This window comes from Novosphingobium piscinae, assembly GCF_014230355.1.
GTDB classification, from domain to species: Bacteria; Pseudomonadota; Alphaproteobacteria; order Sphingomonadales; family Sphingomonadaceae; genus Novosphingobium; species Novosphingobium piscinae.
In genome coordinates this window covers 57,215-81,428 of sequence record NZ_JACLAX010000015.1, presented here as the reverse complement: position 1 = coordinate 81,428, position 24,214 = coordinate 57,215, and the positions used below count along the sequence as shown (strand labels likewise).

Below are 24,214 nucleotides of genomic sequence, written 5' to 3'. Positions count from 1 at the left end.
AGCGGGCGCCGCAGCTGCGCGCGGGGCGGCGGCCGGAGCGGCCGGGGCCTCGGTCCGGACCGGTTCGGCGCGCGGCGCGGGCGCGGGCTTGGCCGCCGCCTCGGGCTTGGGCGCCTTGGGGGCCGGGGCAGGGGCGGGCTCCTTCTCGTTCGGCTTGACCGGTGAGGGGCGGGCCTTGAGCCCGAGGCGGTGCGCCTTGCCGATCACCGCGTTGCGGCTGACGCCGCCCAGCTCTTCAGCGATCTGGCTGGCAGTAGCGCCGCCTTCCCACATCTTGGTCAGCTTCTCGATGCGTTCGTCGGTCCAGCTCATTCCAGCCTGTTCTTTCCGTGCCGCGCGCCGATCGGTCGCGCCGACGCTTGCCAATGCCAAAGGGTGCCGATAGTCGCCGCGCTATGGCCGATCAACCCCAGGATACGTTCGCCCCCGCTTCCGCCTCCGGGATCGCTCCCGCACGCCGTTCGCAACGGGCTTTCTCGGAGCCGGGCGTACCACTGATCCACCAGATCAACGGGCTCGGCTTGTGGACCCTCTATATCAAGGAGGTGCGCCGCTTTTTCAAGGTTCAGACCCAGACGATCTGGGCCCCGGCGGTGACCACGCTGCTGTACCTGATGATCTTCACCCTGGCGCTGGGCGGCGGCAGCCGGACGGTGCTGGGCGTGTCCTTCGCCACCTTCGTCGCGCCGGGCCTGATCGCCATGGGCATGATGAACAATGCCTTCGCCAATTCGAGCTTCAGTTTTCTCGCCGGCAAGATCCAGGGCACGATCATCGACTATCTGATGCCCCCCTTCTCCGAGATCGAGCTGATGCTGGCGCTGATCGGCGCAGCGGTGACCCGCGCGGTTCTGGTCGGGCTGGCCCTGGCCGGCGCAATCATGCTGTGGCCGGACGTGCAGCTGGCCGCGCCGCATGCCTGGGCGATCGTGTGGTTCGGGTTGATGGGCTCGATCATGCTCGCCTTCATCGGCCTGCTGACCTCGCTGTGGGCCGAGAAGTTCGACCACAACGCGGCGGTGACCAACTTCGTCATCACCCCGCTGACCATGCTTTCGGGCACGTTCTACGTGATCGACAATCTCGCTCCCGCATTCCAGACCGCCAGCCGGCTGAACCCGTTCTTCTACGTGATTTCGGGCTTCCGGTTCGGTTTCCTGGGGCGCAGCGACATCGGCGATACCAACCTGCACGTGCTGCAGGGGGCGATCGGGCTGGGCGTGCTCAACCTCGTGCTGGGCATCGTGACCTACGTGCTGCTGCGCTCGGGCTGGAAGCTCAAGAGCTGACCGGCGGCGCCGGCCATGGCGCCTGGCCTCAGTGGGTCATCCCGTTGCGCAGGCGGTAACGGCCGCCGGCAAAGCCCTCGAACAGGTCGGCCACGGCCGGATGCTCGACCGGCCCGCCATCGGCGTCACCCACCAGGTTCTGCTGGCTGACATAGGCGACGTAGCTGTTCTCACCGTTCTCGGCGAGCAGGTGATAGTAGGGCTGCTCGCGCTCGGGCCGGATTTCCTGCGGGATCGCCTCGTACCATTCCTCGGTGTTGGCGAAGACCGGATCGATGTCGAACACCACGCCGCGGAAGTCGAAATGACGGTGGCGGACCACGTCGCCGATGCCGAAACGGGCATGGGCATGGCGGGGGGCCTCGATCAGCCGACCGGCCTGAGGCGAGAAGAAGCTGGCGCGCTCGAACGGTTCCATAGCCCGAATATAGGTTGTTGCGGGTGCGAAACAACCCGGCCGCGGCGGACCGGGCGCGATTTCCGCAGCCGCCCGCCACGCAGGGGCTTGGCAACCGCGGCCCCATCCGCTAACGGCGCCGTTCCTCGACCGGACGGCCCGCGCGGCCGCTCCCGACACTTCGCGGAGAGGTGGCAGAGTGGTCGAATGCGCCGCACTCGAAATGCGGTGTACGGGCAACCGTACCGTGGGTTCGAATCCCACCCTCTCCGCCAGGTGACTGCCAGGGGCAGCCAGAGACACTCGGGAAACTTGCGCCGCCCAGGCGTTGACAGGCGGCTGCCCGCAGGGGGGAGTTCACCCCGGCACGGCCATGTCCGGCGCGAGCCGCTGCGGGCCGGGTCGGGTTTCCGGTATCGGGCACCTTCCTGGTGCTGCCGTGTGGCCACGGCGAGCCGCGCGGTGCGGGGACTGCGGTTGCGGGGACTGCGGTGCGGGACGTCCGCAGGGCTCCGCCTTGGGGGCACCGTCGGGCGCTGTCAGCACGGGCCAAGTCCGGCAAGCTGGCATCGCCAGGGTTGCACCGGCTGAGCGTAGACGAACGGGACAAGCAGCGCGAACCCGGCCAGCAGCGCCGCCTGAAGCAGCATGACCACCCCCTCCGGGGGGGCTTTCAGCCGGAGCGCCTGACCGCCCAGAGCATAGCCGCAAATCAGCGGGATGAAGTGATGATAGGCGTAAAGCACGCGGGTGTGTTGCAGCACCACCATGCTGGCCAGACTGGACAGCCAGATGACGACCAGCGCCAGCGGGATGGCCTCCATCCTGCGCGGCAACCTGGCGAGTGATACCAGGACGCCCAGCAAGGAAAGGCACCAGGCCACCCGGTTGGGGACCAGCGCGACATAGGATCGTCCCTCCGGGGACGAGGTCCAGCGGTAGGCGATCGCACCGCCGCCCGCCAGCCACTGGAGCGGGGTCGATCCGTTGGGGTCGTGGCGCGGGACACCGGCCAGATCGGCGGCGATGAACCTCGCATGGTCGGCCACCAGCGCGCCGTAGGCCGGCAGCGTCCACCTGCCGCTCTCGAGGGCGGCGCGATGTGTTGGCGACAGGAAGGCCGCATCCTTTCGCCCCGCGTCGGTCGCCAGATCCGGCGGTCGGGCGGACAGGGCTGCGCAGGTGAGCGCAATGGCCACAAGTCCGGTCGCTCCGCCAGCCAGGCCGGCCGCGGCATGTCCCGCGCTCCTCCGCCACCCCAGCGCCGGCAGCCGGTAGAGCACGACTGCGGCGCCGCCGAGCCCGATCAGGAGACCGTTGGCCCTGACCAGTGCCGCCAGCATGACACACAGGCCGAAGCCGAACCACGCCAACCAGTGCGGGCGGCGCACCGCGGCGATCAGGCTGTGCAGCGCGAGCAACAGAAAGCAGACCTGGAACGAATCGAGCTGTGCGGCGCGGAACTGGACCAGCATGGCCGGGTCGAACAGCATCAGGCCGGTCGCCAGCAAGCCGGTGGACAGGCTTCCGCTCAGCCTGAGCATGAGCAGGAAGAACAGGACCATGTCGAGGCAACCGACCAGGGCCGAGGCCAGCCTCACGCCGACATAGCTGTAGTTGGCCGGGAGCTGCTCGGCCCTGATCGTCTTGGTGGCGGCCACCGCCGTCTGATCGACATGGCGGTTTGTCCCCCAGGCCGTGTCGCCGGCCATGATCAGGATCAGCCCGAGCGGAGGATGCGACGCGAACTGGGCCGTCCCTGCCTGATACCGCGCGGTTGCCGTCAGGTAATAGGCCTCGTCCCAGATCGGGGCGCGCGGCTCGCCCAGCCGGAACAGCAGCAGGAAGGCCGCGACCAGCGCAACGGCCACGGCGCCCTGCGCGATCTGCCGGTGCTCCGACGCTGGCGCGGGACGGCCCGCACGGGCGGGTCGGGCCAGACTGTGTTCCGCAGACCCGACCACGCTCTCTGCCCTATCAGGCCAGACCGACCGTGACCGTGCCGGAATAGCCGGCGCTCGTGCTGCCGGTCAGGCTTGGCGTTTGCTGGGCAATCTGGGCCGAACTGTTGTCGCCGAAGATGTTGTCGCTCGACAGCGTGATCGAATTGTAGGGGTTGACCGAACTGGCATAGGCGCTGGTGGCGTAAACGGCCGTGTTCACGGCGGCAGGCATGCACAGCTGCCCGATGAGCGATGCGGTGCGACCCGTGCTCGAGGTGGTCAGTCCGCTGCGGAACACCTCGAAGTGGATGTGCGGATAGCGCCCCTGATAGCAGCCCGGATAGACTGTGGTGAAGGTGACTTCGCCGTTGGCGTCGGTGATCTGCACGCCTCGCAGCCAGCTCTCGGTCGTCGCGCCGGACGAGTAGAGCGAGTAGAGGCCGGCTGCATTGCAGTGCCACAGGTAGATCGCCGCGCCGACGATCGGCGTGCATCCGCCCGAGACGCTGACCAGACGGATCTTGAGGGTCAACAAGACACCGGAGGTGGTCGAGGTGGACGAGATGAAGCTCGAGCGGATGTCGCTTCGCACAACCCCGCTGGTGGTCAGCACGTTGGAGGTCGCACCGCTGGAGGTGTTGGTGCCGTCGGCCGGGTAGGGCCCGTTGGTTTCGGTGGGATCGGCCAGGCAGGTCCCGCTTGAGGACGAGGAGGAGCTCGAAGACGAACTTGAAGAAGACGAGCTCGACGAGCTGGAGCTGGACGAACTGGAGGTCGACGAAGAGCTGCTCGAACTCCCGCTGCCTTCGCCGCAGGCGGCCAGGGCTGTGGCGGTTCCCGCACTGGCCAGGAACGCCAGGGCCCGGCGCCGTGCCAGGAACCGCGCGTCCATGACGGCGAGATCGTGCATCAGGCCCCGTTCGGTTTCGGAATCGTCGTGGGAATCGTGGGAGTGGCTCATTGCTGCTGTCTCCAGTGGCTGGATCCGACAGGACTGCCGGAACCTTCGCCACCAGGTGTCGGGGTGCCAGTTTGCCAGGCGATTTCGGCCACTTTGCGGGAATGTTGCACCCGCCGGGACAGGTCCGGATCAACCGGCTGGCGACACCTGCGCGGTGAAGAGGTAGCCTTCGTTGCGGACCGTGCGGATCAGGTCATGGCCACTGTGCGCGCTTGCCTCGGCCAACTTCTTGCGCAGGCGCGAGAGCTGGACGTCGATCGCCCGATCGAAGTTCTCGCTCGTCTCGCCGCGCGACCAATCGAGCAACTGGTCGCGCGTCAGCACCCGGCGCGGGTGCTCGACGAAAGCGCGCAGCAGACGGAACTCCCCGTCGGAGAGAGCCACCAACTGGTCAGAAGGATCCAGCAGCAGCCGTGAGCCCAGATCCATGCGCCAGCCGGCGAATGTCAGAACGGTCCGATCCGGCGACCCATCGGGCGCCTTGGGTGCCGCTGGCGCAGCTGGTGTCGCGGGCTGTGCGGGCGCTGTGGCGTTCTGCGCTTGCGGTTCCGCAAGGCCGCCTGCGGCTGCGCCGGCCCGGCGCAGCACCGTGCGGATCCGGGCCAGCAACTCGCGCGGGTTGCAAGGCTTGGCCAGGTAATCCTGCGCGCCCATCTCGAGCCCGACAATCCGATCGATATCGCTGCCCACCGCGCTCAGCATGATGACCGGAGGTCCCGCACTGGCCAGTCCGCGCAGGGCCGTCAGGCCATCCTCGCGGGGCATCATCACATCCAGGACGATCAGGTCGTACCGGTCCTCGTCCAGCCGGCGGCGCATCTCGCTCGTGTCCGCGGCGGTCCGGGTCACGAAGCCGTGCTTGGTCAGAAACTCGGAGATCAGGGTCCGGATACCCTCATCGTCATCAACGATCAGGATGCGGCTCGAATAGTCCATGGGGCATAGTGTGGCGTGCATCGGCGCAACTTGCCACTCCATTTTCGCCGCCGGATTTCACCCGTGTTGCCGTTGGCGCGGCCTGTGCGGGGATGCAAACTTGGCGCAATGCCAGCGAAATTCCGGCGCAATGCGGCAGCCGGATGATACGGCCATGATCCGATGCGCCCTTCCTTCTGCCCACCCGTTGGCCTCCCGCCTGTTCCTGATCGCTGCAGTCGCTGCGGGCATGGTCCCGGCCGTGGCGGCGCGCGGCCAGGTCGTCGAGATCGACAGCCGGGGCCGCGTATTCGTTCCGCGGGGCACGGCTGCCGGGCTGTGGGCTGGCGAACCGCCTGCGGCTGACCAGCCCGCTGCCGCCGGGACAACCGGCCCGGCCCCGGCATCCGACGGGCTGCCGGCCGCGGCCGTGACGATCCTTGGTGCCACTCCCGCTCCGTCCGTGTACCGCGAGGCGCTCGACCGGGCGGCGAACCATGCGGCGATCAGTCCGGATCTGCTGGCCACCCTGGTCTGGCAGGAAAGCCGCTGGAACAGCCGTGCCCGCTCGCCCGCCGGAGCCATCGGGCTGGGTCAGCTGATGCCGGGAACGGCACGCCAGCTGGGCGTCAACCCCCATGATCCGGCGCAGAACCTGATCGGCGCCGCTACCTATCTGCGCCAGCAGCTCGACCGGTTCGACAACAATATCGAGCTTGCGCTGGCTGCCTACAACGCGGGTCCGCGGCGGGTCAGCCGCGCCGGTACCGTGCCCGCAATTGCCGAAACCCGCACCTATGTCGCCAGCATCACCGGACGGCTTGCCGCCCGGGCGCAGGGCGATTGATCCAGACCTGAGGAGATCCAAGATGAAACGCCTTCCTGTCATCGCCCTGGGACTCATGGCGACCGCGATCCCCAGCCCCGCCGCAGCCCAGGGTGCTGGCGGTCCGGCCGGTTCGGGACCGATTGTCTCGGCACTGGCATGGCTGCAGCAGACCCTGCTGGGTCAGGTGGCGACGACCGTCGCGGTCATCGCGGTCGCCATGGTCGGGTTCATGATGCTGACCGGCCGGCTCAACTGGCGGTTCGGGGCCACCGTGATCGTGGGCTGCTTCATCCTGTTCGGTTCCGCCGCGATCGTCGCGGGCATCCAGTCGGCCGCGGGCCTCGCGGGCTGAACCGCCATGTCGATTCCCGGTCAAACCCCCGTGTTCCGCGCCCTGACCCGCCCGCAGATGTTCGGGGGCGTGACCTTCAGCTTCTTCGTGGTCAACATTGCCGTGACCACCGAGGCCTTCCTGGTCACGCGCAGCTTTCTGGCCGTGCCCCTCGCGCTGGTGGTCCATGCGGCCGGCTATCTGGCCTGCCTGCGCGAACCACGGGTGTTCGACCTGTGGCTGACCCGGGTCAGCCGCTGCCCCCGGCTGCGCAACTGGGCACGCTGGGGCTGCAATTCCTATGCCCCATGACGGGAGACGACCGATGAGCCGCTGGAAAGGTCCTGCTGCGTGGAGCCGCCGGGAAGGGCGGGCCGGGGATCGCCTGCCTTATGCGCGGCAGGTGGACGAGGCGACCCTGGCGCTGCGCGACGGTTCGCTGTTGCAGATGCTCCGGATCGCCGGACTGCCGTTCGAGACCGAGGAGAGCGCCCAGCTCGACCATATGCTGGCCGTCCGCGAGACCCTGCTGCGCAGCGTCCTCGATGCGCGCTTCGTGGTCTACCATCATGTGGTCCGGCGCCGCGTGTTCATCGACTTTCCCGCCGAGTTTCCCGACCCGTTCAGCGCCGGACTCGAGACGGTCCGCGCCGAGCAGTTGGCGCGCACGCCGCTGTTCGTGAACGAGCAGTTCCTCACCCTGCTGCGCCGCCCGGCCCGGGGCAAGGCCGGGTGGGCCGAGCGGCTGTCCGGTCGTTTCGGGCGCGGCGACGGTGCCGATCCGGCGATGCATCGCGAGCTTGAGGCCGCCGTGGCGAACCTGCTGGCCGGGCTGGAACCCTATGGTGCGAGCAGGATGACGGTGCGGCAGGGCTCGTCCGAGCCGCTGGAACTGCTCTCCGCCATCTACAACGGGGAATGGCGCCCAGTTTCCCCTGCTGCCGGGGATGCCGACCTGGGGCATTATCTGCCCTATTCGCGGGTGTCGTTCGGGCTGGAAGCGATCGAAACCCGGCGCGCCGGCGAACGCAGCTTCGCCGCGATCATCGGGCTGAAGGAGTACCCCGGGGCCACCCGTGCCGGCATGCTCGACGGATTGCTGCGGCTGCCCTACGAGCTGGTCCTGGCCGAGACCTTTGCCCCGGCCGACCGCCAGATCGCCCGTGAGCGGATCGACCTGGCGGTGCGGCGCCTGAAATCCGCCGATGACGAGGCCCTGGCGGAACGTTCGCAGATGCTGGCGGCACGCGATGCCCTGGGGGCAGGGGAGGCGGCCTTTGGCGATCACCACCTGTCCGTCATGGTCCGCACGCCCGATCTGGCCATGCTTGACGGCGCGGCCGCGGCCGTGGCCGGAACCCTGGCCGATCTCGGGATCATCGCCGTGCGCGAGGATACCAATCTCGAGCCAGCGTTCTGGGCCCAGTTCCCCGGCAATGAAAGCTATGCCGTGCGCCGTGCCCTGGTCTCGAGCGGCAATGCCGCCGGGTTCCTGTCGCTGCACGGTTTTCCGCTTGGCCGCCCGACCGGCAACCACTGGGGCGATGCGGTGACGCCGTTCGAGACCACCAGTGCGACGCCCTACTTCTTCAACTTCCACCAGGGCGATCTTGGCCACTTCACGGTCATCGGACCTTCTGGGTCGGGCAAGACCGTCGTGCTCAACTATCTGGTCGCCCAGGCCCAGAAGTTCGCCCCCCGCACGGTCCTGTTCGACAAGGACCGGGGAGCGGAAATCTTCCTGCGGGCGATGGGGGCTCCCTATCTGCGGCTGGTCCCGGGTGTGCCGTCCGGGCTCAATCCGCTCGCGTTGCCGGATTCGGCCGCGACCCGCGCGTTTCTCCGGCAATGGCTGGCCAGATTGCTCGATGCCCGGGACGCGGCCGAGGAGGCGACGATCGCCGATGCGGTCGACGCGCTCTATGAGCACGACCCCGCGTTCCGCAGGCTGCGTTATCTGCGCGAGCTGCTCGCCGGCGGGCGGCGGCCGGAAACGGACGACCTTGCCAGCCGCCTCGCGCCGTGGGTCAACGACGGGCCGCAAGCCTGGCTCTTCGACAATGGCGATGACTGGCTCGCCTGCGATGCGCGGGTGATTGGCTGCGACATGACCGCCCTGCTCGAGGACCCGGTCCTGCGGACGCCCGCGCTGATGTACCTGTTCCATCGCATCGACGAGCGGCTGGATGGCACACCGGCGATGATCCTGATCGACGAGGGGTGGAAGGCGCTCGACGACGAGGTGTTCTCGGCGCGCCTGCGCGACTGGCTCAAGACCCTGCGCAAGCGAAACGCGATTGTTGGCTTTGCCACCCAATCCGCGGCCGATGCGCTGGAAAGCCGGATCGCCTCGGCCATTGTCGAACAGACCGCGACGATGATCTTCATGCCGAACTCGCGTGCGCGCGCCGAGGACTATTGCCAGGGCTTCGGATTGACCGAGCATGAACTGGGTCTGATCCGCGCGCTGCCGGCCAACAGCCGCTGCTTCCTTGTCCGCCGCGCCAACGAATCGATCGTGGTCCGGCTCGATCTTGCCGATGCGCCCGGGATCCTGACCGTCCTGTCCGGGCGTGAGGCGACGGTTCGCCGGCTGGACCGGATCCGCGCCGAGGTGGGCGAGGATCCACGGGACTGGCTGCCCCTGCTGACCGGGGTGGAATGGGACGGGTTCGACGAGGGGGCCGAGCGCGATCCCCTGCGTGAGGCGGCAGAGTGATCTGCCCGGCCTTCTCGGGGACTGGCCCGACGCTCATTTCCGGAGCGTTGCAGGCTGTCGACTGCCGCGCCGGCATGGCCACCCAGGCTGCCTTCACGCGGCTGTTCGGCGGTGACGGCCAGCTGACCGTCGCCTTGTCGCTGGCACTGACGCTGTATGTTGCGCTGTTTGCCCTCCGCCTCCTGACCGGGCAGGGCCGGCTGGGCCTCGCCGCGCTCACGCCGCGCATGATGGGACTGGGGCTGGCACTGACCTTCGCCACCTCATGGGTGGCCTATTCCACGGTGATCTGGTCCTTGCTGGCCGCTGGCCCCGATTGGATCGCGGCCAGCCTGCTGGGCATCCGGGGATCGGCGACCGAGGCATTCGCGGTGCGGCTCGACGGGCTGTTCGCCGCCGTCGCGAGTGCCGCCGAACAGGCTCAGGTGGCGGTCGGCGAGGCCAAGGGGACGACCCCGGCCGATCTCCTGTCCTATGCCGCGCTGCTGTTGCTGCTGGGCACGGTGGGGGTGCTGGTGACCAGCCGGATCGCCCTTGCGACCCTGCTGGCGCTGGGGCCGATCTTCCTGATCCTCGCGATCTTCCCCGGGACCCGGGGCCTGTTTGCCGGCTGGGTTCGCACCGCCGTGCTCTTTGCCCTGGCCCCGATGTTCGCAACGCTGATCGGGGTTGGCTCGGTGGCCATGCTCGACCCGGTGGTCGCCGGTCTGGAGGGCGGCGACATCGGCTTGGCACAGGCGGCTGCCGTCTTCGTGGCGGCCGCTGTCCACTGCATGCTGATGGCGCTGGCGCTCAAGCTGGTTGGCGCCCTGACGGCCGGCTGGAATCCCGCCCCGGGCCAAGCGGAGGGTCTTTGGCCCGCGCATCGGGCCGGGACCGCTGATCTGACCATCGCGGCTCCGGGACAGCCCTGGCCGGGCGCTGCGGCGATCCAGCCGCCTGCACCCGGAGCGGATTCCCGCTACCGCGACATCACGGCGGCGGTCGGCCGGGTGGGTTTGCCCGGATCGGCCGAGACCATGCCAAACGTGATCCGGCTGCCTGGCCTGCCTTTCACCACCTTGCCGCCGCTTGCGCCGGTCCGGCCGGTGACGGCCAGTCGCCGGCCGGCGCTCGGCCCCCGGCGCCCGGCGCCGAAGCCTGTTTCCCCTGCGAAGGAGCCCCTGAAATGAGACCGTTCACGGCACCCGGCTGGACCTTGGCCGCTCTTGCCGCCCTGACCGCAACGGTGGCCCAGGCCCGCGAAGAGCATGTGACGACGCGGACCTATGTCGCCGACCGGGTCGAGCGCTTTGTCGGCCGCCCGGGGTTCCAGTCGACGATCGCCTTCGCCCCGGCCGAGCGGATCGAGAACATCGCGGTGGGCGATGGCTCCGGCTGGCAGATCACCCCGAATCGTGCGGCCAATCTGCTGTTCGTCAAGCCGACCGGCAGTTCCGCGCGGTTGACCAACATGACCGTCGTGACCGACCGGCGAACCTACCTGTTCGAGCTCCGGAACGATCCCCGCGCCGTTCCTGCCTATCTGATCCGGTTCAGCTACCCGGCCGCCGAGGCCGAGCCATCCCCGGCTCCCGCGCCGGCCGTGATCGCGGCAGCGGAAACGGTGGTCGCCCCATCGGCGCTCCCGCTGGACCGGATGAACTTCGGCTGGACCATGCGGGGCGAGAAGCGGCTGTTTCCTGACCGGGTGTTCGATGATGGCGAAGCGGTTTACCTGGCCTGGTCGCCCGACCGGGCCTTGCCGGCGATTCTCGCGCCCGCACCTGATGGCCGCTCTGAAGGTCCGGTGAACTTCACCGCGCGCGGGCAGTTCCTGGTGGTCGAAGGCCGCCATGCCCGGCTGGTGCTGCGCTCCGGTCGCGACATGGCCGTGCTGGAAGGAGCTGCCGCACCCGGGGAGCCACCCGCCACACCCGCCCGCGTGGCGGCGGCACGGTAAGCCGCCATGGGAGATCTCAGCCACGAGCGCTTCCCGCTGTTTGACGTCGATCCGCGCACCGGATTGACCGATGAGGCCCTGGACAAAGCCAGCCGCAATGCCTTTCCCGTCGTCGCGGGCGATGCCCGGCGCAAGGATCGCGGAGGTCTGCTGCTGGGCGTGACGATCGCTGCGCTGCTCGGGGCGGTGACCTTCACCGGCTTGCGCAGCGCCCCCGCGCCGCGCAGCGGGGCCGGCGCGCCGGACCGGTCCTCGGGCACGGCGGCGACAGCTCAACCCACCGACCCGGAGCAGCCCGACCGCGGTCAGGCCGAGCCGGCCCTCGCGGTCCAGGCCATGCCCCCCACACCCGCACAGGCGGCCGTACTCGCCCAGCCGCCGGGCCAGGCCGCCGGCTTCCCGGCGCCGGCCGTCGCCCCGGTGATGGTCTACGATACGTCATCCCTCGCCGAACCGGCCGGACCCAGCGCGGCGGTCCGGGCGGCGGCCGGCCCCGCACCGGGGCAGGCCGGGCCCCTCAGCGAGAACGAGGCCTTCGGTTCACGGCTCGCGACCACGGGGGGCGAGATCGCCAGTGCGACGCGTATGGCCGACCCGACCAACACCGTCACCCAGGGCACGCTGATCCCGGCGATCCTCGAGACCGCGATCGATTCGGACCTGCCCGGCTATGTCCGCGCAGTGGTCAGCGTGGACGTGAAATCGTTCGATGGCCGCCGCGTGCTGGTACCGCGCTCGTCCCGGTTGATCGGGCAGTACAAGAGCGGCCTCGCTGCCGGGCAGACCCGGGCCTATGTGATCTGGACGCGGCTGATCCGGCCGGACGGGGTTTCGGTGGCGCTGGCCTCACCTGCGGTCGAGTTTTCCGGTCGGTCCGGGCTGTCGGGTGAGGTTTCCGGTCACTTCTTCAAGCGTTTCGGGGCCGCGTCCCTCCTCTCGGTCATCGGCGGTCTGGGCGCCATCGCCAGCGGCGGGGCGGCCGGGCTGCTGATCACCAGCAACAGCCAGAGCGCCGCAAGCGTGGCGGCCCAGCGCGATGCGCAGATCCCGCCCACCATCCGGGTCGCCCAGGGCCAGCCGGTCCGCGTCTTCACGGCCCGGGACCTCGACTTCTCCGGGGTCGCGCCGTGAGGCTTGCCGCGACCGCGGACCCGCTCGGCAGCGACGTGTTCCTGTCGGCCTATCTGGCCCCGCTGCGCCGGTTTCTCGAGCCGCCCGATGTCTGCGAGGTGCTGGTCAACCGCGCCGGCGAGGTCTGGGTGGAGACGGCTGGAGCGGGCCGGATGTCGTGCCACGAGGCTCCGGACATCGACGATCGGCTGCTGCGCCGGTTGGCCGAGCAGGTGGCGCGGGTGACCTGCCAGGGCATTACCCGCGAACAGCCCCTGCTGGCTGCCACCCTGCCGGACGGCGCACGCGTGCAGTTCGTCGCGCCGCCGGCGACCCGGGCGGGCTGGGCGCTGGCCATCCGTCGCCATCGCGCCGTCGACGTACCGCTCGAGGCATGGCGGCCCCGGCTCGGACAGGGACGCGGCCCGCTGGTCCTTCCCGCCGGAGACCTGGCCGATCCGCTGGTCTGGCTGACCCAGCAGGTGAAGGAACGCCGGACCATTCTGGTGGCGGGAGGGACCTCGAGCGGCAAGACCACCTTCATCAATGCCCTGCTGCGCGCCGTGGATCCGGCGGAGCGGCTGGTGGTGGTGGAGGATACGCCCGAAATCCGTCTGTCCCAGCCCAATGCGCTGGGTCTCGTCGCGGTCAAGGGCATGCTGGGGGAAGCGCAGGTCAGTGCCGACGATCTCCTGCAAGCCAGCCTCCGGCTCCGCCCGGACCGCATCGTCCTGGGGGAACTGCGCGGGGCCGAGGCCATCACCTTCCTGCGTGCGGTCAACACGGGCCATCCCGGATCGCTCTCCACGGTCCATGCCAACACCTGCCGCGGCGCGCTTGATCAGCTGGCCCTCATGGCCATGCAGGCCGGTCTCGGCCTCTCGCGCGGCGAGACGCTGCACTATGCGGCCAGCGTGATAGATCTGGTGGTCCAGCTGGAACGCAGTGGTGGCGAACGCAGCATCGTCGATATCCGCAGTGCCCGCGAACTGGTTGACTGACCCGGCCAATCAGCGATGGAAGCAGTCAGGTGACAGAGCACGGGATTTCAGGAATGGCTCGACAACGACCGTGGCGACGCGTCAGCCTGCCTCTCGGGCTGCAACTGATGATCCTGATCGCGCTGGTTCTGCTGGTGGCGCAGGTCGTCACTCTCGCTCTGACCGTCATCATCCCTCCGGCGCCGCAACAGCGCTGGGACCTGGGCGAGGTCGCCTCGGTCCTCGCGAGCGGATCGGGCTCCGACCGGCTCGAGATCACCACGATGGCGGGGCCGCCTGACCTGTCGGGATCGGGCTGGCTGGTCTCCCCGAGTTCGCGCGATGCGCTGGCGCGTCGTTTGGGCCGTCGCCCCGACGAGGTGATCCTCGCGTTCTACACCCTGCTTCCCGTGGGGGGCGTGGCCGGTCCGGACAGTGCCCCCCGGTTGCCCGCTCCGAAGCGGTCGGAGGCAGTGGGCTGGCTGGTTCCGCGCGCCGAGGCTCAGGTTATCCCGGGTGGGCCACCGCCGGGTGGCATTCCGCCCGGGATCGGACCGGGCGGGGGGTTCCCGCCAGGTGGCGGCTTCCCTGGTGGAGGTGGTCCGGGCGGCGGGTTTCCGGGTGGCGGGTTTCCGGGGGGACGCAGTCCCGAGGCCCGCATGCCCGGGGCGGCGGCGCCCCAGACCCCGGGATCGCGTCCGTCCGGCGGGCCCGATGCCCGGCCGGCGAGCGGACCGGCGGGTCCGGTCGTCCAGACCGCTGGAGCGCGGGCCGAGGGGGCGGGGCCGGGCGCCGCTGGCATCCCGGGGGCACCTCGAGCGCCCGCGGGCATAGGGTTTATGGCCGGATCGCAGCCGTTGATCCGGACGCCCGGATTGTCTCCGGAGGCCCTTGCCTTGCCTGACCTCGCCCGGCCGGTCCAGTCTGTCCCGGCGCCTGCCGGCAAGGCGCGGTCGAACCCGGTGGCCGAGGATGCCATCCCCCTTCGCAGCGACGTCGATCCGGCAGCCATCCCGGTCGTCCAGCCGCCGCCACTGGGGGGCGCGGTGCGCAGCGCGAACGCCACCGCCCGGCCCGCCACGCCGCCGCGCGGCCGTCCGCAGGCGCTGCCCTTCCGGCGTGCGAACGGATGGTTCGCCTTCACCACACCGCCCTTCATCGAAGGCGATTTCGTTGCCGCCGTGCGCAACCCCGACGGGACCTGGGCCGCCGTGGCACCCCGGGCGGAATCCTTTCCCACCACGTGGCAGCGGCGCGTGTTCGCCTGGTTCCTGCTGTCGCTCGCGCTGGTCGGTCCTGCAGCCTGGATTTTCGTGCGTCGCATCATTGGTCCGCTGGAGGGGTTCGTCCAGGCGGCCGAGGCGCTGGGGCGCGATCCGTCAGCGACCATCGGTCCGCTGTCTGGACCCGCTGAAATCGGCCGTGCCGCCCATGCCTTCAACCTGATGCGCAACCGTCTGCGCGCCTTCGTCGATGATCGCACCGCCATGGTCGGGGCGATCAGCCACGATCTCAGGACTCCGCTGACGCGCCTGCGCTTCCGGATCGAAAACGTCCCCGAGGACCAGCAGGATGGTCTGCGTCGGGAGGTCGAGGACATGGAGATGCTGATCAGCCAGGTCATTACCTTCATCCGCGATGCCTCGACCCCCGGGCCGCGTGAGCCGCGTGACCTGACCGAGCTGATCCGGCATTCGGTCGAAGGCGTGTCGGTCCTGGGCGGCACGGTCGAATTCGTCGCCACAGGTCCGGTCCCGGTGGAGGTTGATCCGGTCGGGATGCACCGGCTGCTGGTGAACCTGCTGGAAAACGCCATCAAGTATGGTGGTGGCGCCAAGGTGCGGATCCGCCAGGACGTGGATCACGCCATCGCGGAAATCGTCGATCAGGGGCCCGGTATCGACCAGGCCGAGCAGGAACGGGTGTTCGAGCCCTTTTACCGAAGCCCGGCTGCGGTGCGCTCGGGGTTGCCGGGAAGTGGCATCGGCCTGGCGGTCTGCCGGTCGATTGCGCGGGCCCACGGCGGGGATATCGATTTTGAGCAGCGCGCCGACGGCTTCACCACCCGGCTGGTGCTGCCACGCGGGTTCGAGCCGGCCCTGCGGTCGGCCGCATGATGCGTCGACTGGCAGCCGTACCGGCGCTGCTGATCGCCAGCCCGGTCGCCGCGCAGGACGCCGCGCAGGACGCCGCGTCCGCCGCGTCCACCTCGTTCGAGGAGGTTGCCGGGGTGGCCACGCCGATCCAGCCGCGCGCCGCAGTGGCCTGGCTTGCCGGGGCTGCTGCAGGTTACATCGTGCGGCAGGACCTGCCAGACAGCCCCTATGCCACTGTCTCCGTCACCCGCTACCAGAACGACTGGTATCTGCGTGGCGGGCTCACCTTCTACAAGAGCGCGATCCAGCAGGTCGATGCGGCGCTGCCTTCCACCTTCACGATCGCATCGCTCGGCGCGGGCCGGGTCTGGGGCGACTGGTTCGCCGATCTGTACCTTTCGGGGGGGCAGCAACGGTTCGGAATGGTCACCACGCCCGCGGGTTCGCGGCCAAGCATGGTCGGCAACGGCACCGGCTATCTTGCCTTCGGTGCGCGGGGCGGTCGACGCCTGTGGTTGAGCGACCGTACCGCGCTGCTGGGTACCGCCTTTGTCGGCTATGCCGCGACCCGCAGTCTCCGGCATGCGCTGGTTCGTGGTGCGCCCCGGGACCTGCTGGTGGCAGAGCGCGCCGTGACCGGAAGCGGCGCCATCCGGCTTGAGCAGACGCTGGGTCGGACGGGGCGGTCGCAGATCGCGATCAATGTCGAACACTTCCGGTCAAGCAACAGCGGCACAAGGCTGATGACTGTCCCCGGCATGACCCCGGGACCGCCGGGCCAAGGATCGGACGGTGGCCTGCTCGGCCTCCGGACGCCCGACGGGTGGAGCGAAGTGGGCCTGACCGGGACCTTCGGGATCGCGCGTCATTGGTGGCTCGATGCCGAGGTCAGGCGCACCAGCGGCGCGCTTGGCGGCGACGCGACGACGGCGTCCCTGGGTTTGCGGATCAGGCTGTAGCCCTGCGTAGGCGTCAGGTGGCCGCCCGCGATCCCGCCGCGTTGCAGGCACGTTCAGCGTGGCAGAAAGCCCCGGGCAAGAGTTGTGACGAGTTGGCGGGCGATGTCGTTCGGGGCCAGCGCTCCGGTTGGCTCATGCCAGTGTCCGATCCAGTTGAGCGCGCCGGCGAGGGCGAAGCCGAGCAGCTTGGGATCGCCCGGGGCGAGCGAGCCGTCGGCCATGCCATCGGCGATCAGACCGCGTAGCTGGTCGTCGATCTGCCGCTTCAGCGCGCGGAACTTCGTGCGGCTGTCGGGTTCGAGCGCCTCGTCGCGGGTGCGCACCACACAGCGGCCGAAATCGTCCATGTTGATCTCGGCATAGCGGGTCAGGAAGGTCACCAGCCGGTCCGCGCCGGTCCCCGGCAGCGCGCGCGAGGCCGCAGCAGCATCAAGCAGCTGCGTCAGGCCCAGCTTGACGCACTCGAGTAGGACCTGATCCTTGTTGCCCAGATAGTGGTAGATCGTCGGCTTGGATACGCCCAGCCGCGCCGCCACATCATCGAGCGAGGTCTGGTGGAAGCCGCGCTCGTTGAACATCCGCACCGCGGCGCGCAGCACCGCTTCGCGCTTCGCCGCGCGCTCGCGGCTGCGCTGGCGGGCGGTGGGGAAGGGGGAGTCCAGATCGTTCAAGGTCGCTCCGGTGGCCGGCTGGTCCGCTGTTGACATGCGACGCTGTGGAATACAAGTTACTCGTGAGTATAGTCTTTACGCATGGGTTGCGGTCGGCGCACCACGCGCGACACTGCGCCGGTAGCAGCCGCCAACCCCAACCTGCCACAAGGGGACACGTTCATGAGCACCGCCTACATCGTCGAGGCCGTCCGCACCGCCGGGGGCAAACGCAAGGGCGCACTGGCCGGCTGGCATCCCGCCGACATGGCGGGCGAGGTGCTCAACGCGCTGGTCGATCGCAGCGGGATCGATCCGGCGGCGATCGAGGACGTGGTGCTCGGCTGCGTCACCCAGGCCGGCGAGCAGGGCTTCGCCTTTGCCCGCAACGCGGTGCTGGCCTCGAAGCTGCCCGACAGCGTGCCCGCGGTCACGGTTGACCGGCAGTGCGGATCCAGCCAGCAGTGCCTCCAGTTCGCCGCCCAGGCGGTGATGAGCGGCACCCAGGACATGGTTGTCGCGGCGGGCGCCGAGAGCATGACCCGGGTGCCGATGTTCTCGAACATCACCTTCCACGCGGCCGAAGGGGTCGGCATCGGCCCGTTCTCGCCGCGCATCCTGCAGCGCTACGGGGTCAGCGGTTTCAGCCAGTTCGAGGGCGCCGAGATGCTCGCGCGCAAGTACGGACTCGATCGCGAGACGCTCGACAGCTTTGCCCTGCAAAGCCACCAGCGGGCCGCAGCCGCGACTGCGGCCGGGGCCTTCGCGCAAGAGATCGTGCCGCTGGCCGTGGGAGGCGGGATGCACAGCCGCGACGAGGGGATCCGCGCCGATGCCACGCTGGAATCGATCGCCGCGGTCAAGCTGCTGAGCGAGGACGGAGTGATCTCGGCCGCCAATGCCAGCCAGATCTGTGATGGCGCCAGCGCCGTGCTGGTGGTCAGCGAGGCTGCGCTCAAGGCCCATGGCCTGACCCCGATGGCCCGGATCGTCGCGATGGGGGTGACCGCGGGCGATCCGGTGATCATGCTGGAAGAGCCGATCAACGCCACCCGCAAGGTCCTGGCCCGCGCCGGGATGACCCTTGACGACATCGACCTGTTCGAGGTGAACGAGGCCTTCGCCTCGGTCCCGCTCGCCTGGCTCAAGGCGCTGGGGGCCGATCCGGCCCGGCTCAATGTCAACGGTGGGGCCATCGCCCTGGGCCATCCGCTGGGCGCGACCGGGACCAAGCTGATGACCACGCTGGTCCATGCGCTGCGGGCACGCGGCCAGCGCTTTGGCCTGCAGGCGGTGTGCGAGGGCGGGGGAATCGCCAACGTGACGATCGTCGAGGCGCTGTAGCCCGCCGGCACGGCGTGCCGCGGCGGGCGCGACCGCCCGTCCGGCTGCCAGTTTTCCTACTATCCCCCGCAGACAAGGCATCTTGCATGCGGCGCGCGGCGTGGCACCTTTCCTGACCGGCCGGGCAGGGGTGTGCCCGGTAGCCCCCCCCCGCTCAGCCTGCCGGAAGGAGCCCGTCATGTCTGCAACCGCCAATCCCGCGACGCCGGCCCCGCCGCGGCGCGCCAGTTTCGGGCTCAGGGTGCTGATCGGCATCGGCGCCGGGCTGGTGCTGGGGCTGACGGCCGGGGCGATCGGCCCGGCTGCCGACGGCAGCCCCAACGCCATCGCGCAGCTGCTCGCGCTGGTCGGCAGCAGTTTCGTGCAACTGCTCAAGGTGCTGGTGCCGCCGCTGATCTTCGCGGCGATCGTCGCCAGCATCGCCCGGCTCCGGACCTTGAACAACGCGGCGCGGCTGGCCGGGCAGACCCTGCTGTGGTTCGCGCTGACCGCGCTGCTGGCGGTGCTCACGGGGATCGCGCTGGGCCTCGCACTCGAGCCCGGGGTTCACGCCGGCGTCTCGGCGGCGAGCGCCACGGCGCCCAAGAGCGTCGGCACCTGGCTCGACTTTACCCGCAGCCTGGTTCCGGCCAACTTCCTTGGCCTCAGTGCGAGCAGCAAGCTGACCGAGGGCGCCGTATCGACCGGGCTTGAATTCAATGTGCTGCAGATCGTGGTCATGGCGATCGCCCTCGGTTTCGCCGCGCTGCGCTCCGGCGAGGCGGGCGAGCGGCTGCTCGACGGGGTCGGCCAGGTCCTGGTGGTGCTGCGCCGCCTCCTCGGCTGGCTGGTCCAGCTGGCGCCTTACGGTTCGGCCGGGCTGATCGGCAATGCCGTGGTCAAGTATGGCTGGGACACGCTGGGCTCGATCGCCCAGTTCGCGCTGGCGGTCTACCTCGGCCTCGGGATCGTGCTGTTCGTGATCTACCCGCTGCTGCTCAAGGCGCATGGCCTCAGCCCGCTGCGCTTCTTTGCCAAGGCGTGGCCGGCGATCGAGCTGGCCTTCGTGACGCGCTCGTCGGTGGCGGCGCTGCCGGTCGCCGAGGCCATCACCACCCAGCGCCTCGGCGTGCCCGAGGCCTATGCCGCCTTTGCCGTGCCGGTCGGGGCGACCACCAAGATGGACGGATGCGCCGCGATCTATCCGGCCGTCGCGGCGATCTTCATTGCGCAGTTCTATGGCCTGACGCTGGACCCGGCGCAGTACCTGCTGATCGTGCTGGTCTCGGTGCTCGGCTCTGCGGCGACCGCGGGGGTGACCGGGGCGCTGGTGATGCTCACGCTGACGCTCACCACGCTGGGCCTGCCGCTCGAGGGCGCCGGCCTGCTGCTGGCGATCGACCCGATCCTCGACATGGGCCGCACCGCGGTGAACGTAGCCGGGCAGATCCTGATCCCGGTGATCGTGGCGCGCCGCGAAGGCTTGCTCGACCGCGCCGCCTATGACGCGGACGCGACCGGCGAACTGGCCATTGGCTGAGCCGGTCGATCCGGGGGGACGATGCCTATCCACCAAACGGGCTTGTCGCCGGGTCTGTGTCCTGACAACAGCGGGACGGCCGGGCGGCGCGCGAGGAGGCGCGCCGGGCGCCGGTGGACGTGACAGGTGAGGGCATGACGCAGGACCATGTGACCTATATCCGCCGCGAGACGCTCGTCTCGGTGGTGATCAACACCGTGCTGTCGGCCGCGGCCTTCTGGCTGGTGTTTCGCGGGCAGGACCCGGTGCAGGTCTGGGGGCTGGGCTACTGGGTGTTCGATTTCATCCCGCAAAGCTTCATGATCGCGTTGATGAGCACCCTGGTGCCTGGCGCCATCGCGGGGCGCGCGGTGCGGGCGGGGCGGATCCGGCCCGCGGGTGCGCCGGGGCGGCTGCCGGGCAATCTGGTCGTGCGGGCGCTGCTGATGGCGGTGCTGGGCGTGGTCCTGGGCACGGCTGCGGTGGCGGGGCTGGCGGGGCTGGCCGGGCTCTCCGCCCTGTCCCCGAGCGCTGCCCTGGCGCTGAAGATGGTCTATGGAGCGCTGCTCGCGCTGATCGTGACGCCGCTCGGCCTGCGCCGCGCGCTCAGCCGTTAGGCGCGCGGCGCAGGCCGCGATCGCAGGATGCCGCGGACCGCACGTGCAGCGTTACGCTGCAGCGCGATTCCGGCAATGCAAAGTTACTTGGCAGCAGACGCGGTTGGAGGCGATAAGCGAGGCGACGAAGCGGGGGTGGTCAGCCCTGCGCTGCACACCCATATCAGCCAGATGGACGCTCCCGTGTACGAACAACAGTTTGCCGTAACCCGCCTCATGCTGGTCGAGGACGATGGTCCGCTGCGGACGCTGATCACGCGCAATCTGCGCGAGCACGGTTTCGAGATCGCCGCTGTGGCGACCGCCGCCGAGCTGTGGCTGGTGCTGGAGAAGGAGAGCTTCGACCTCATCATCCTCGATATCATGCTGCCGGGGATGAACGGGCTCGACGTGCTGCGGCGCCTGCGCCGCACCCTCGACACCCCGGTGATCTTCCTCAGCGCGCGCGGCAGCGAGGAGGACCGGATCGTCGGACTGGAGCTGGGTGCCGACGATTTCCTGCCCAAGCCGTTCAACACCCGCGAGCTGGTCGCCCGGATCGGTGCGGTGCTGCGGCGGCGGTCGGGCGAGGTCCTGTCCGAGCCGCGCGCGGCTGCCGGCGACATCGTCTTCAGCGGCTGGACCCTGGCCCGGGCAAGCCGCGAGCTGCGTTCGCCGAGCGGGATGCTGGTCGATCTGACCACCGCCGAGTTCGACCTGCTCAACGCCTTTGTCAGCTATCCGCAGCGGGCGATCGGGCGCGAGAAGCTGATCGAGCTGTCGCGCACCCGCCTGGGCGATTCCTCCGACCGCAGCGTCGACGTGCTGGTCAGCCGGCTGCGGCGCAAGCTGGCGGGGCCTGATGGCAGCGCGCCGATCAAGACGGTGCGCGGTGTCGGCTACATGTTCACCGTCCCCGTCACGCGGCAATGAGCGTCTCGGCCACGCTGCGGCGCTGGTATGAACGGATCAGCCTGAGCCTGGCAGCGCGGCTGCTGGCGATCATGCTGGTGATCCTGGTCGCCGACTTCGTCGCCAACTCGCTGATGTTCGAGCGGGCGCGGACCTTCGTGGTCAATTCGGAGGAGGTGGCCCGCGCCGCCGAACACCTCGTCGTGGCCCGTCGGGTGCTGGCCGATGCACCGCGCCACTCGCGCCCGCTGGTGGCGCACCAGCTCTCGACCAGCCGCTTCCACATCGACTGGCGCGCCCGCCGGCCGGCCGAGAACGATTTTGCCGCGCTGCCCTCGCTCAAGGACGAGATCGTCCAGGCCCAGCGCGAACTGGCCAGCGCCGATCTGCAACTGGTGCTGGTGCCGCTGTCGCGCGGGGGTGGGATGGCCGGATCGGCGCTGCTCCCCGACGGGTCCGAGCTGGTGTTCCGGTCCAAGCGGCTGGTGTCGTGGTCGCTCAACTGGGATCTGCTGCTGCGCTTCTCGCTGCCCTCGCTGCTGTTCTTCCTGGTCGCCTGGTGGCTGGTGCGCACCAGCGTGGCCCCGCTCCAGCGGCTGGTCACGGCGATGCGCCAGGTCGGCACCGATGACATGGAACTGCTGCCCGAGGCCGGCCAGAGCGAGGTGCGCCAGCTGATCCGGGCGTTCAATCGCATGAACGAGCGGATCCACCAGCTGCTGACCAGCCGCACCCAGACCCTGCTGGCGGTGGGCCATGACCTGCGCACACCGCTCGCGCGGCTGCAGCTGCGGGTTGATGGCGCCCCGATCGACGAGGCGACCCGCGGGGAGATGGACGAGGACATCTCGGAGATGTCCGAACTGCTCGCCTCGTTGCAGGCCTTCGTCGAGTCCGGTCAGGACAGCGGGCCGGCGCGGGCCATCGATCTGGCCGCGATGGTCCGCTCGCAGATCGACGGGGCCGCCGATGCCGGGCTCGAGGTGACCTACGAAGGTCCGGATTCGCTCGAGATCCGGGCCCATCCGGCCGGGCTGCGCCGGGCCATCGCCAACCTGCTGCAGAACGCCCACCGCTATGCCGGCACCGCCGAGGTGAGCCTGCGTCCCGGCGATGAGTGGGTCGAGCTGGCCGTGGCCGACCGCGGGCCAGGCATCCCCGAGGAACGGCTCGACGATGTGCGCCAGCCGTTCACCCGGCTGGACGATGCACGGGCGCGCAACACCCGCGGCATGGGGCTGGGACTGGCCATCGTCGACCGCGTGATTCAGGCCGAAGGAGGGCGGCTGGACCTGGCCAACCGTCCCGGAGGCGGGTTGGTGGCGACGCTTCTGCTGCCCCGCACAACCACAGAGGCATGACCCTGACAGCTCGTTCAGCAACAAATTGTTACAAAACTGCAATCGACGAGCCGGTTTTCAGCCGATAAACGGAAAAGGTCCCGAGGTACGGTGTACCCGCCAAGCCTGTCCCGGCAGGCTTGGAGGAGAAAACGGCGTCGGTCTCGGGGCGCAGGAGGAACAACCCAAAAACATGAGGGATTGTTCCATGAAGACTATCTTTGCTGTTGCCGCCGCCGCTTGTGCGCTGTGCAGTGCTGCTCCTGCCTTGGCCCAAGAGGCCGATGCCCCCAAGGATATCACGATTTCCGGTTCGGCCACCCTGGCCAGCGACTACCGTTTCCGCGGCGTTTCGCAGTCGAACGGCGGCATGGCGATCCAGGGCGGTGTGACCGCCAAGCACAAGAGCGGCGTCTATGCCGGCTTCTGGGCGTCGAACCTGTCGGGCTGGGGCACTTTCGGCGGCCCGAACCTCGAGCTTGACCTGATCGCCGGTGTGGCCATTCCGGCCGGTGCGCTGACCGTCGATGCCGGTGCGACCTGGTACAACTATCCGGGCGGCGCCGATCGCACGTCTTTCGTCGAGCCCTACGTGAAGGTCAGCGGCGCGGCCGGTCCGCTCAACGTGCTCGCCGGTGTGGCCTATGCGCCCAAGCAGATCGCGCTTGGCAACTTCTCGAACACCACGATCAGCCGCGGCCAGAAGCAGGACAACCTCTATCTCTGGGGTGACACCAGCGCTGCCGTGCCGGGTACCCCGGTCACGCTGAAGGCCCACGCCGGCTGGTCGAAGGGCAACCCCGGCCTCGGCCCGAACGGCACCAGCGTCGCGCCGACCGGCAAGTACTGGGACTGGGCGCTGGGCGCGGACATCGCCGTGGCCGGCCTGACCGTCAACGTGTCGTACATCGACACCGACATCACCGACCGCGAGGCCGCCTACCTGCAGCCCAACTTCTCGTCGACCAAGGACGGCAAGTCGATCGCGGGCAGCACCGTGGTCGTCTCGCTCACCGCGGCGTTCTGAGCCGGGCCTGAGCACACCACCCCGGCTGGCGCCGCCACGGCGCCGGCCGGCTCGGCCTCGCCCCATTGCGGGCCAGGGCCAACAAAGATGGGGAGCCGCGCGGCGGCTCCCCAGTTTGCGACTGAAACGTGGGTGGGACGTTCAGTCAGGGGCTGAGCCCTTGCGTCTGGGCAGTCAGAGGGCGTCAGCCAAAGCCGCATGCTTGCGTGCCTGTCCACCCGGCAAGGACCGGGTTCGGACCTCGGGGAACGGGGCCGGTCTGGCCATCGTCACCAGATGCCGCAGCTGCCATGAGCAACCTTCGCCAGGTCGCTCGCTCCACCCCGGGGACGGAAACGGGGTGTACAGCGCACTGCAGTGGGCATTTCGGACTCCG

General features: G+C 69.5%; 23 protein-coding genes and 1 tRNA gene. 18 read left to right on the top strand and 6 right to left on the bottom strand.

The annotated features are described in order from the left end of the window. Positions 1 to 312 (bottom strand): GcrA family cell cycle regulator (locus H7F53_RS13720; RefSeq protein ID WP_221773741.1); only part of this gene is annotated, 312 nt, incomplete at its 3' end. 83 nt (positions 313 to 395) lie between these two features. Here H7F53_RS13720 and H7F53_RS13715 point away from each other — a divergent pair. Further along, positions 396 to 1,289, top strand: a complete 894-nt coding sequence (locus H7F53_RS13715; protein WP_185680063.1) for an ABC transporter permease — start codon at positions 396 to 398, stop codon at positions 1,287 to 1,289. Between the two features lie 28 nt (positions 1,290 to 1,317). Here H7F53_RS13715 and hspQ read toward each other — a convergent pair whose 3' ends face one another. After that, the gene (gene hspQ, locus H7F53_RS13710) at positions 1,318 to 1,707 is read right to left on the bottom strand and encodes a heat shock protein HspQ (protein ID WP_185680062.1); all 390 of its coding nucleotides are present in this window, start codon (positions 1,705 to 1,707) and stop codon (positions 1,318 to 1,320) included. A gap of 164 nt (positions 1,708 to 1,871) precedes the next feature. On the opposite strand from hspQ, the gene H7F53_RS13705 reads away from it, so the two are divergent. Continuing rightward, positions 1,872 to 1,961, top strand: a tRNA-Ser gene (locus tag H7F53_RS13705). A 264-nt stretch (positions 1,962 to 2,225) separates the two neighbouring features. On the opposite strand, the gene H7F53_RS13700 is transcribed toward H7F53_RS13705, so the two are convergent. The 3 genes from H7F53_RS13700 to H7F53_RS13690 form a co-directional block, all read right to left on the bottom strand. Next, positions 2,226 to 3,557 carry a phospholipid carrier-dependent glycosyltransferase gene (locus H7F53_RS13700; RefSeq protein WP_185680061.1) on the bottom strand — a complete coding sequence of 444 codons (1,332 nt, stop codon included), beginning with the start codon at positions 3,555 to 3,557 and terminating at the stop codon, positions 2,226 to 2,228. Positions 3,558 to 3,663: 106 nt separating this feature from the next. Continuing rightward, on the bottom strand, positions 3,664 to 4,590 hold the full coding sequence (locus H7F53_RS13695; protein ID WP_185680060.1) for a dioxygenase family protein: 927 nt from the start codon (positions 4,588 to 4,590) through the stop codon (positions 3,664 to 3,666). Between the two features lie 129 nt (positions 4,591 to 4,719). Continuing rightward, positions 4,720 to 5,526, bottom strand: coding sequence for a response regulator (locus H7F53_RS13690; RefSeq protein ID WP_185680059.1), 807 nt, complete (start codon positions 5,524 to 5,526; stop codon positions 4,720 to 4,722). A gap of 187 nt (positions 5,527 to 5,713) precedes the next feature. Between H7F53_RS13690 and H7F53_RS13685 the strand changes: the two genes are divergently transcribed. The 10 genes from H7F53_RS13685 (at position 5,714) to H7F53_RS13640 (ending at position 16,471) form a co-directional block, all read left to right on the top strand. Further along, positions 5,714 to 6,352 (top strand): lytic transglycosylase domain-containing protein, encoded by a 639-nt coding sequence (locus H7F53_RS13685; RefSeq protein ID WP_246438904.1) that lies wholly within the window; start codon positions 5,714 to 5,716, stop codon positions 6,350 to 6,352. A gap of 22 nt (positions 6,353 to 6,374) precedes the next feature. Next, positions 6,375 to 6,686 carry a TrbC/VirB2 family protein gene (locus H7F53_RS13680; RefSeq protein WP_185680058.1) on the top strand — a complete coding sequence of 104 codons (312 nt, stop codon included), beginning with the start codon at positions 6,375 to 6,377 and terminating at the stop codon, positions 6,684 to 6,686. Positions 6,687 to 6,692: 6 nt separating this feature from the next. Then, a complete protein-coding gene (locus H7F53_RS13675; protein WP_185680057.1) occupies positions 6,693 to 6,977 on the top strand; it encodes a VirB3 family type IV secretion system protein in 285 nt (94 codons plus the stop codon). 13 nt (positions 6,978 to 6,990) lie between these two features. Continuing rightward, the gene (locus H7F53_RS13670) at positions 6,991 to 9,384 is read left to right on the top strand and encodes a VirB4 family type IV secretion/conjugal transfer ATPase (protein WP_185680056.1); all 2,394 of its coding nucleotides are present in this window, start codon (positions 6,991 to 6,993) and stop codon (positions 9,382 to 9,384) included. A 74-nt stretch (positions 9,385 to 9,458) separates the two neighbouring features. Then, positions 9,459 to 10,556 (top strand): TrbL/VirB6 family protein, encoded by a 1,098-nt coding sequence (locus H7F53_RS13665; RefSeq protein ID WP_185680055.1) that lies wholly within the window; start codon positions 9,459 to 9,461, stop codon positions 10,554 to 10,556. Further along, positions 10,553 to 11,326 (top strand): TrbG/VirB9 family P-type conjugative transfer protein, encoded by a 774-nt coding sequence (locus H7F53_RS13660; protein WP_185680054.1) that lies wholly within the window; start codon positions 10,553 to 10,555, stop codon positions 11,324 to 11,326. Before H7F53_RS13665 ends, H7F53_RS13660 begins: the two co-directional genes overlap by 4 nt. Positions 11,327 to 11,332: 6 nt before the next feature. Then, entirely contained in the window at positions 11,333 to 12,457 is a 1,125-nt protein-coding gene (locus H7F53_RS13655) for a TrbI/VirB10 family protein (RefSeq protein ID WP_185680053.1), read from the top strand. Beyond that, positions 12,454 to 13,437 (top strand): ATPase, T2SS/T4P/T4SS family, encoded by a 984-nt coding sequence (locus tag H7F53_RS13650; protein ID WP_185680052.1) that lies wholly within the window; start codon positions 12,454 to 12,456, stop codon positions 13,435 to 13,437. The genes H7F53_RS13655 and H7F53_RS13650 overlap by 4 nt, the downstream gene beginning before the upstream one ends. A gap of 107 nt (positions 13,438 to 13,544) precedes the next feature. Continuing rightward, the gene (locus H7F53_RS13645; protein WP_246438903.1) at positions 13,545 to 15,533 is read left to right on the top strand and encodes a sensor histidine kinase; all 1,989 of its coding nucleotides are present in this window, start codon (positions 13,545 to 13,547) and stop codon (positions 15,531 to 15,533) included. Continuing rightward, positions 15,530 to 16,471, top strand: coding sequence for a hypothetical protein (locus H7F53_RS13640; RefSeq protein WP_185680050.1), 942 nt, complete (start codon positions 15,530 to 15,532; stop codon positions 16,469 to 16,471). The genes H7F53_RS13645 and H7F53_RS13640 overlap by 4 nt, the downstream gene beginning before the upstream one ends. A 53-nt stretch (positions 16,472 to 16,524) precedes the next feature. On the opposite strand, the gene H7F53_RS13635 is transcribed toward H7F53_RS13640, so the two are convergent. Continuing rightward, positions 16,525 to 17,142: a TetR/AcrR family transcriptional regulator gene (locus H7F53_RS13635; RefSeq protein WP_246438902.1), complete on the bottom strand. Its 618-nt coding sequence runs from the start codon at positions 17,140 to 17,142 to the stop codon at positions 16,525 to 16,527. Positions 17,143 to 17,304: 162 nt separating this feature from the next. Here H7F53_RS13635 and H7F53_RS13630 point away from each other — a divergent pair, with 162 nt between their 5' ends. The 6 genes from H7F53_RS13630 (at position 17,305) to H7F53_RS13605 (ending at position 23,838) form a co-directional block, all read left to right on the top strand. Further along, the gene (locus H7F53_RS13630; RefSeq protein ID WP_185680048.1) at positions 17,305 to 18,465 is read left to right on the top strand and encodes an acetyl-CoA C-acetyltransferase; all 1,161 of its coding nucleotides are present in this window, start codon (positions 17,305 to 17,307) and stop codon (positions 18,463 to 18,465) included. Between the two features lie 178 nt (positions 18,466 to 18,643). Next, on the top strand, positions 18,644 to 19,984 hold the full coding sequence (locus H7F53_RS13625; RefSeq protein ID WP_185680047.1) for a dicarboxylate/amino acid:cation symporter: 1,341 nt from the start codon (positions 18,644 to 18,646) through the stop codon (positions 19,982 to 19,984). 134 nt (positions 19,985 to 20,118) lie between these two features. After that, positions 20,119 to 20,580, top strand: a complete 462-nt coding sequence (locus H7F53_RS13620; RefSeq protein ID WP_185680046.1) for an MHYT domain-containing protein — start codon at positions 20,119 to 20,121, stop codon at positions 20,578 to 20,580. A gap of 171 nt (positions 20,581 to 20,751) precedes the next feature. Beyond that, positions 20,752 to 21,492: a response regulator gene (locus tag H7F53_RS13615; protein ID WP_185680045.1), complete on the top strand. Its 741-nt coding sequence runs from the start codon at positions 20,752 to 20,754 to the stop codon at positions 21,490 to 21,492. Further along, complete coding sequence (locus H7F53_RS13610; protein WP_185680044.1) at positions 21,489 to 22,832, top strand: ATP-binding protein; 1,344 nt, start codon at positions 21,489 to 21,491, stop codon at positions 22,830 to 22,832. Before H7F53_RS13615 ends, H7F53_RS13610 begins: the two co-directional genes overlap by 4 nt. A gap of 187 nt (positions 22,833 to 23,019) precedes the next feature. Continuing rightward, positions 23,020 to 23,838 (top strand): TorF family putative porin, encoded by an 819-nt coding sequence (locus H7F53_RS13605; RefSeq protein WP_185680043.1) that lies wholly within the window; start codon positions 23,020 to 23,022, stop codon positions 23,836 to 23,838. Positions 23,839 to 24,214 lie beyond the last annotated feature (376 nt).

What these genes read in the sequence shown, in the direction of transcription:
- H7F53_RS13630 (WP_185680048.1), top strand. Translation starts at nt 17,305, where the DNA reads ATGAGCACCGCCTACATCGTCGAGGCCGTCCGCACCGCCGGGGGCAAA.
- H7F53_RS13665 (WP_185680055.1), top strand. Translation starts at nt 9,459, where the DNA reads ATGGCCACCCAGGCTGCCTTCACGCGGCTGTTCGGCGGTGACGGCCAG.
- H7F53_RS13715 (WP_185680063.1), top strand. Translation starts at nt 396, where the DNA reads ATGGCCGATCAACCCCAGGATACGTTCGCCCCCGCTTCCGCCTCCGGG.
- H7F53_RS13640 (WP_185680050.1), top strand. Translation starts at nt 15,530, where the DNA reads ATGATGCGTCGACTGGCAGCCGTACCGGCGCTGCTGATCGCCAGCCCG.
- H7F53_RS13660 (WP_185680054.1), top strand. Translation starts at nt 10,553, where the DNA reads ATGAGACCGTTCACGGCACCCGGCTGGACCTTGGCCGCTCTTGCCGCC.
- H7F53_RS13625 (WP_185680047.1), top strand. Translation starts at nt 18,644, where the DNA reads ATGTCTGCAACCGCCAATCCCGCGACGCCGGCCCCGCCGCGGCGCGCC.
- hspQ (WP_185680062.1), bottom strand. Translation starts at nt 1,707, where the DNA reads ATGGAACCGTTCGAGCGCGCCAGCTTCTTCTCGCCTCAGGCCGGTCGG.
- H7F53_RS13670 (WP_185680056.1), top strand. Translation starts at nt 6,991, where the DNA reads ATGAGCCGCTGGAAAGGTCCTGCTGCGTGGAGCCGCCGGGAAGGGCGG.
- H7F53_RS13675 (WP_185680057.1), top strand. Translation starts at nt 6,693, where the DNA reads ATGTCGATTCCCGGTCAAACCCCCGTGTTCCGCGCCCTGACCCGCCCG.
- H7F53_RS13690 (WP_185680059.1), bottom strand. Translation starts at nt 5,526, where the DNA reads ATGGACTATTCGAGCCGCATCCTGATCGTTGATGACGATGAGGGTATC.
- H7F53_RS13655 (WP_185680053.1), top strand. Translation starts at nt 11,333, where the DNA reads ATGGGAGATCTCAGCCACGAGCGCTTCCCGCTGTTTGACGTCGATCCG.
- H7F53_RS13680 (WP_185680058.1), top strand. Translation starts at nt 6,375, where the DNA reads ATGAAACGCCTTCCTGTCATCGCCCTGGGACTCATGGCGACCGCGATC.
- H7F53_RS13620 (WP_185680046.1), top strand. Translation starts at nt 20,119, where the DNA reads ATGACGCAGGACCATGTGACCTATATCCGCCGCGAGACGCTCGTCTCG.
- H7F53_RS13610 (WP_185680044.1), top strand. Translation starts at nt 21,489, where the DNA reads ATGAGCGTCTCGGCCACGCTGCGGCGCTGGTATGAACGGATCAGCCTG.
- H7F53_RS13605 (WP_185680043.1), top strand. Translation starts at nt 23,020, where the DNA reads ATGAAGACTATCTTTGCTGTTGCCGCCGCCGCTTGTGCGCTGTGCAGT.
- H7F53_RS13645 (WP_246438903.1), top strand. Translation starts at nt 13,545, where the DNA reads ATGATCCTGATCGCGCTGGTTCTGCTGGTGGCGCAGGTCGTCACTCTC.
- H7F53_RS13615 (WP_185680045.1), top strand. Translation starts at nt 20,752, where the DNA reads ATGGACGCTCCCGTGTACGAACAACAGTTTGCCGTAACCCGCCTCATG.
- H7F53_RS13695 (WP_185680060.1), bottom strand. Translation starts at nt 4,590, where the DNA reads ATGAGCCACTCCCACGATTCCCACGACGATTCCGAAACCGAACGGGGC.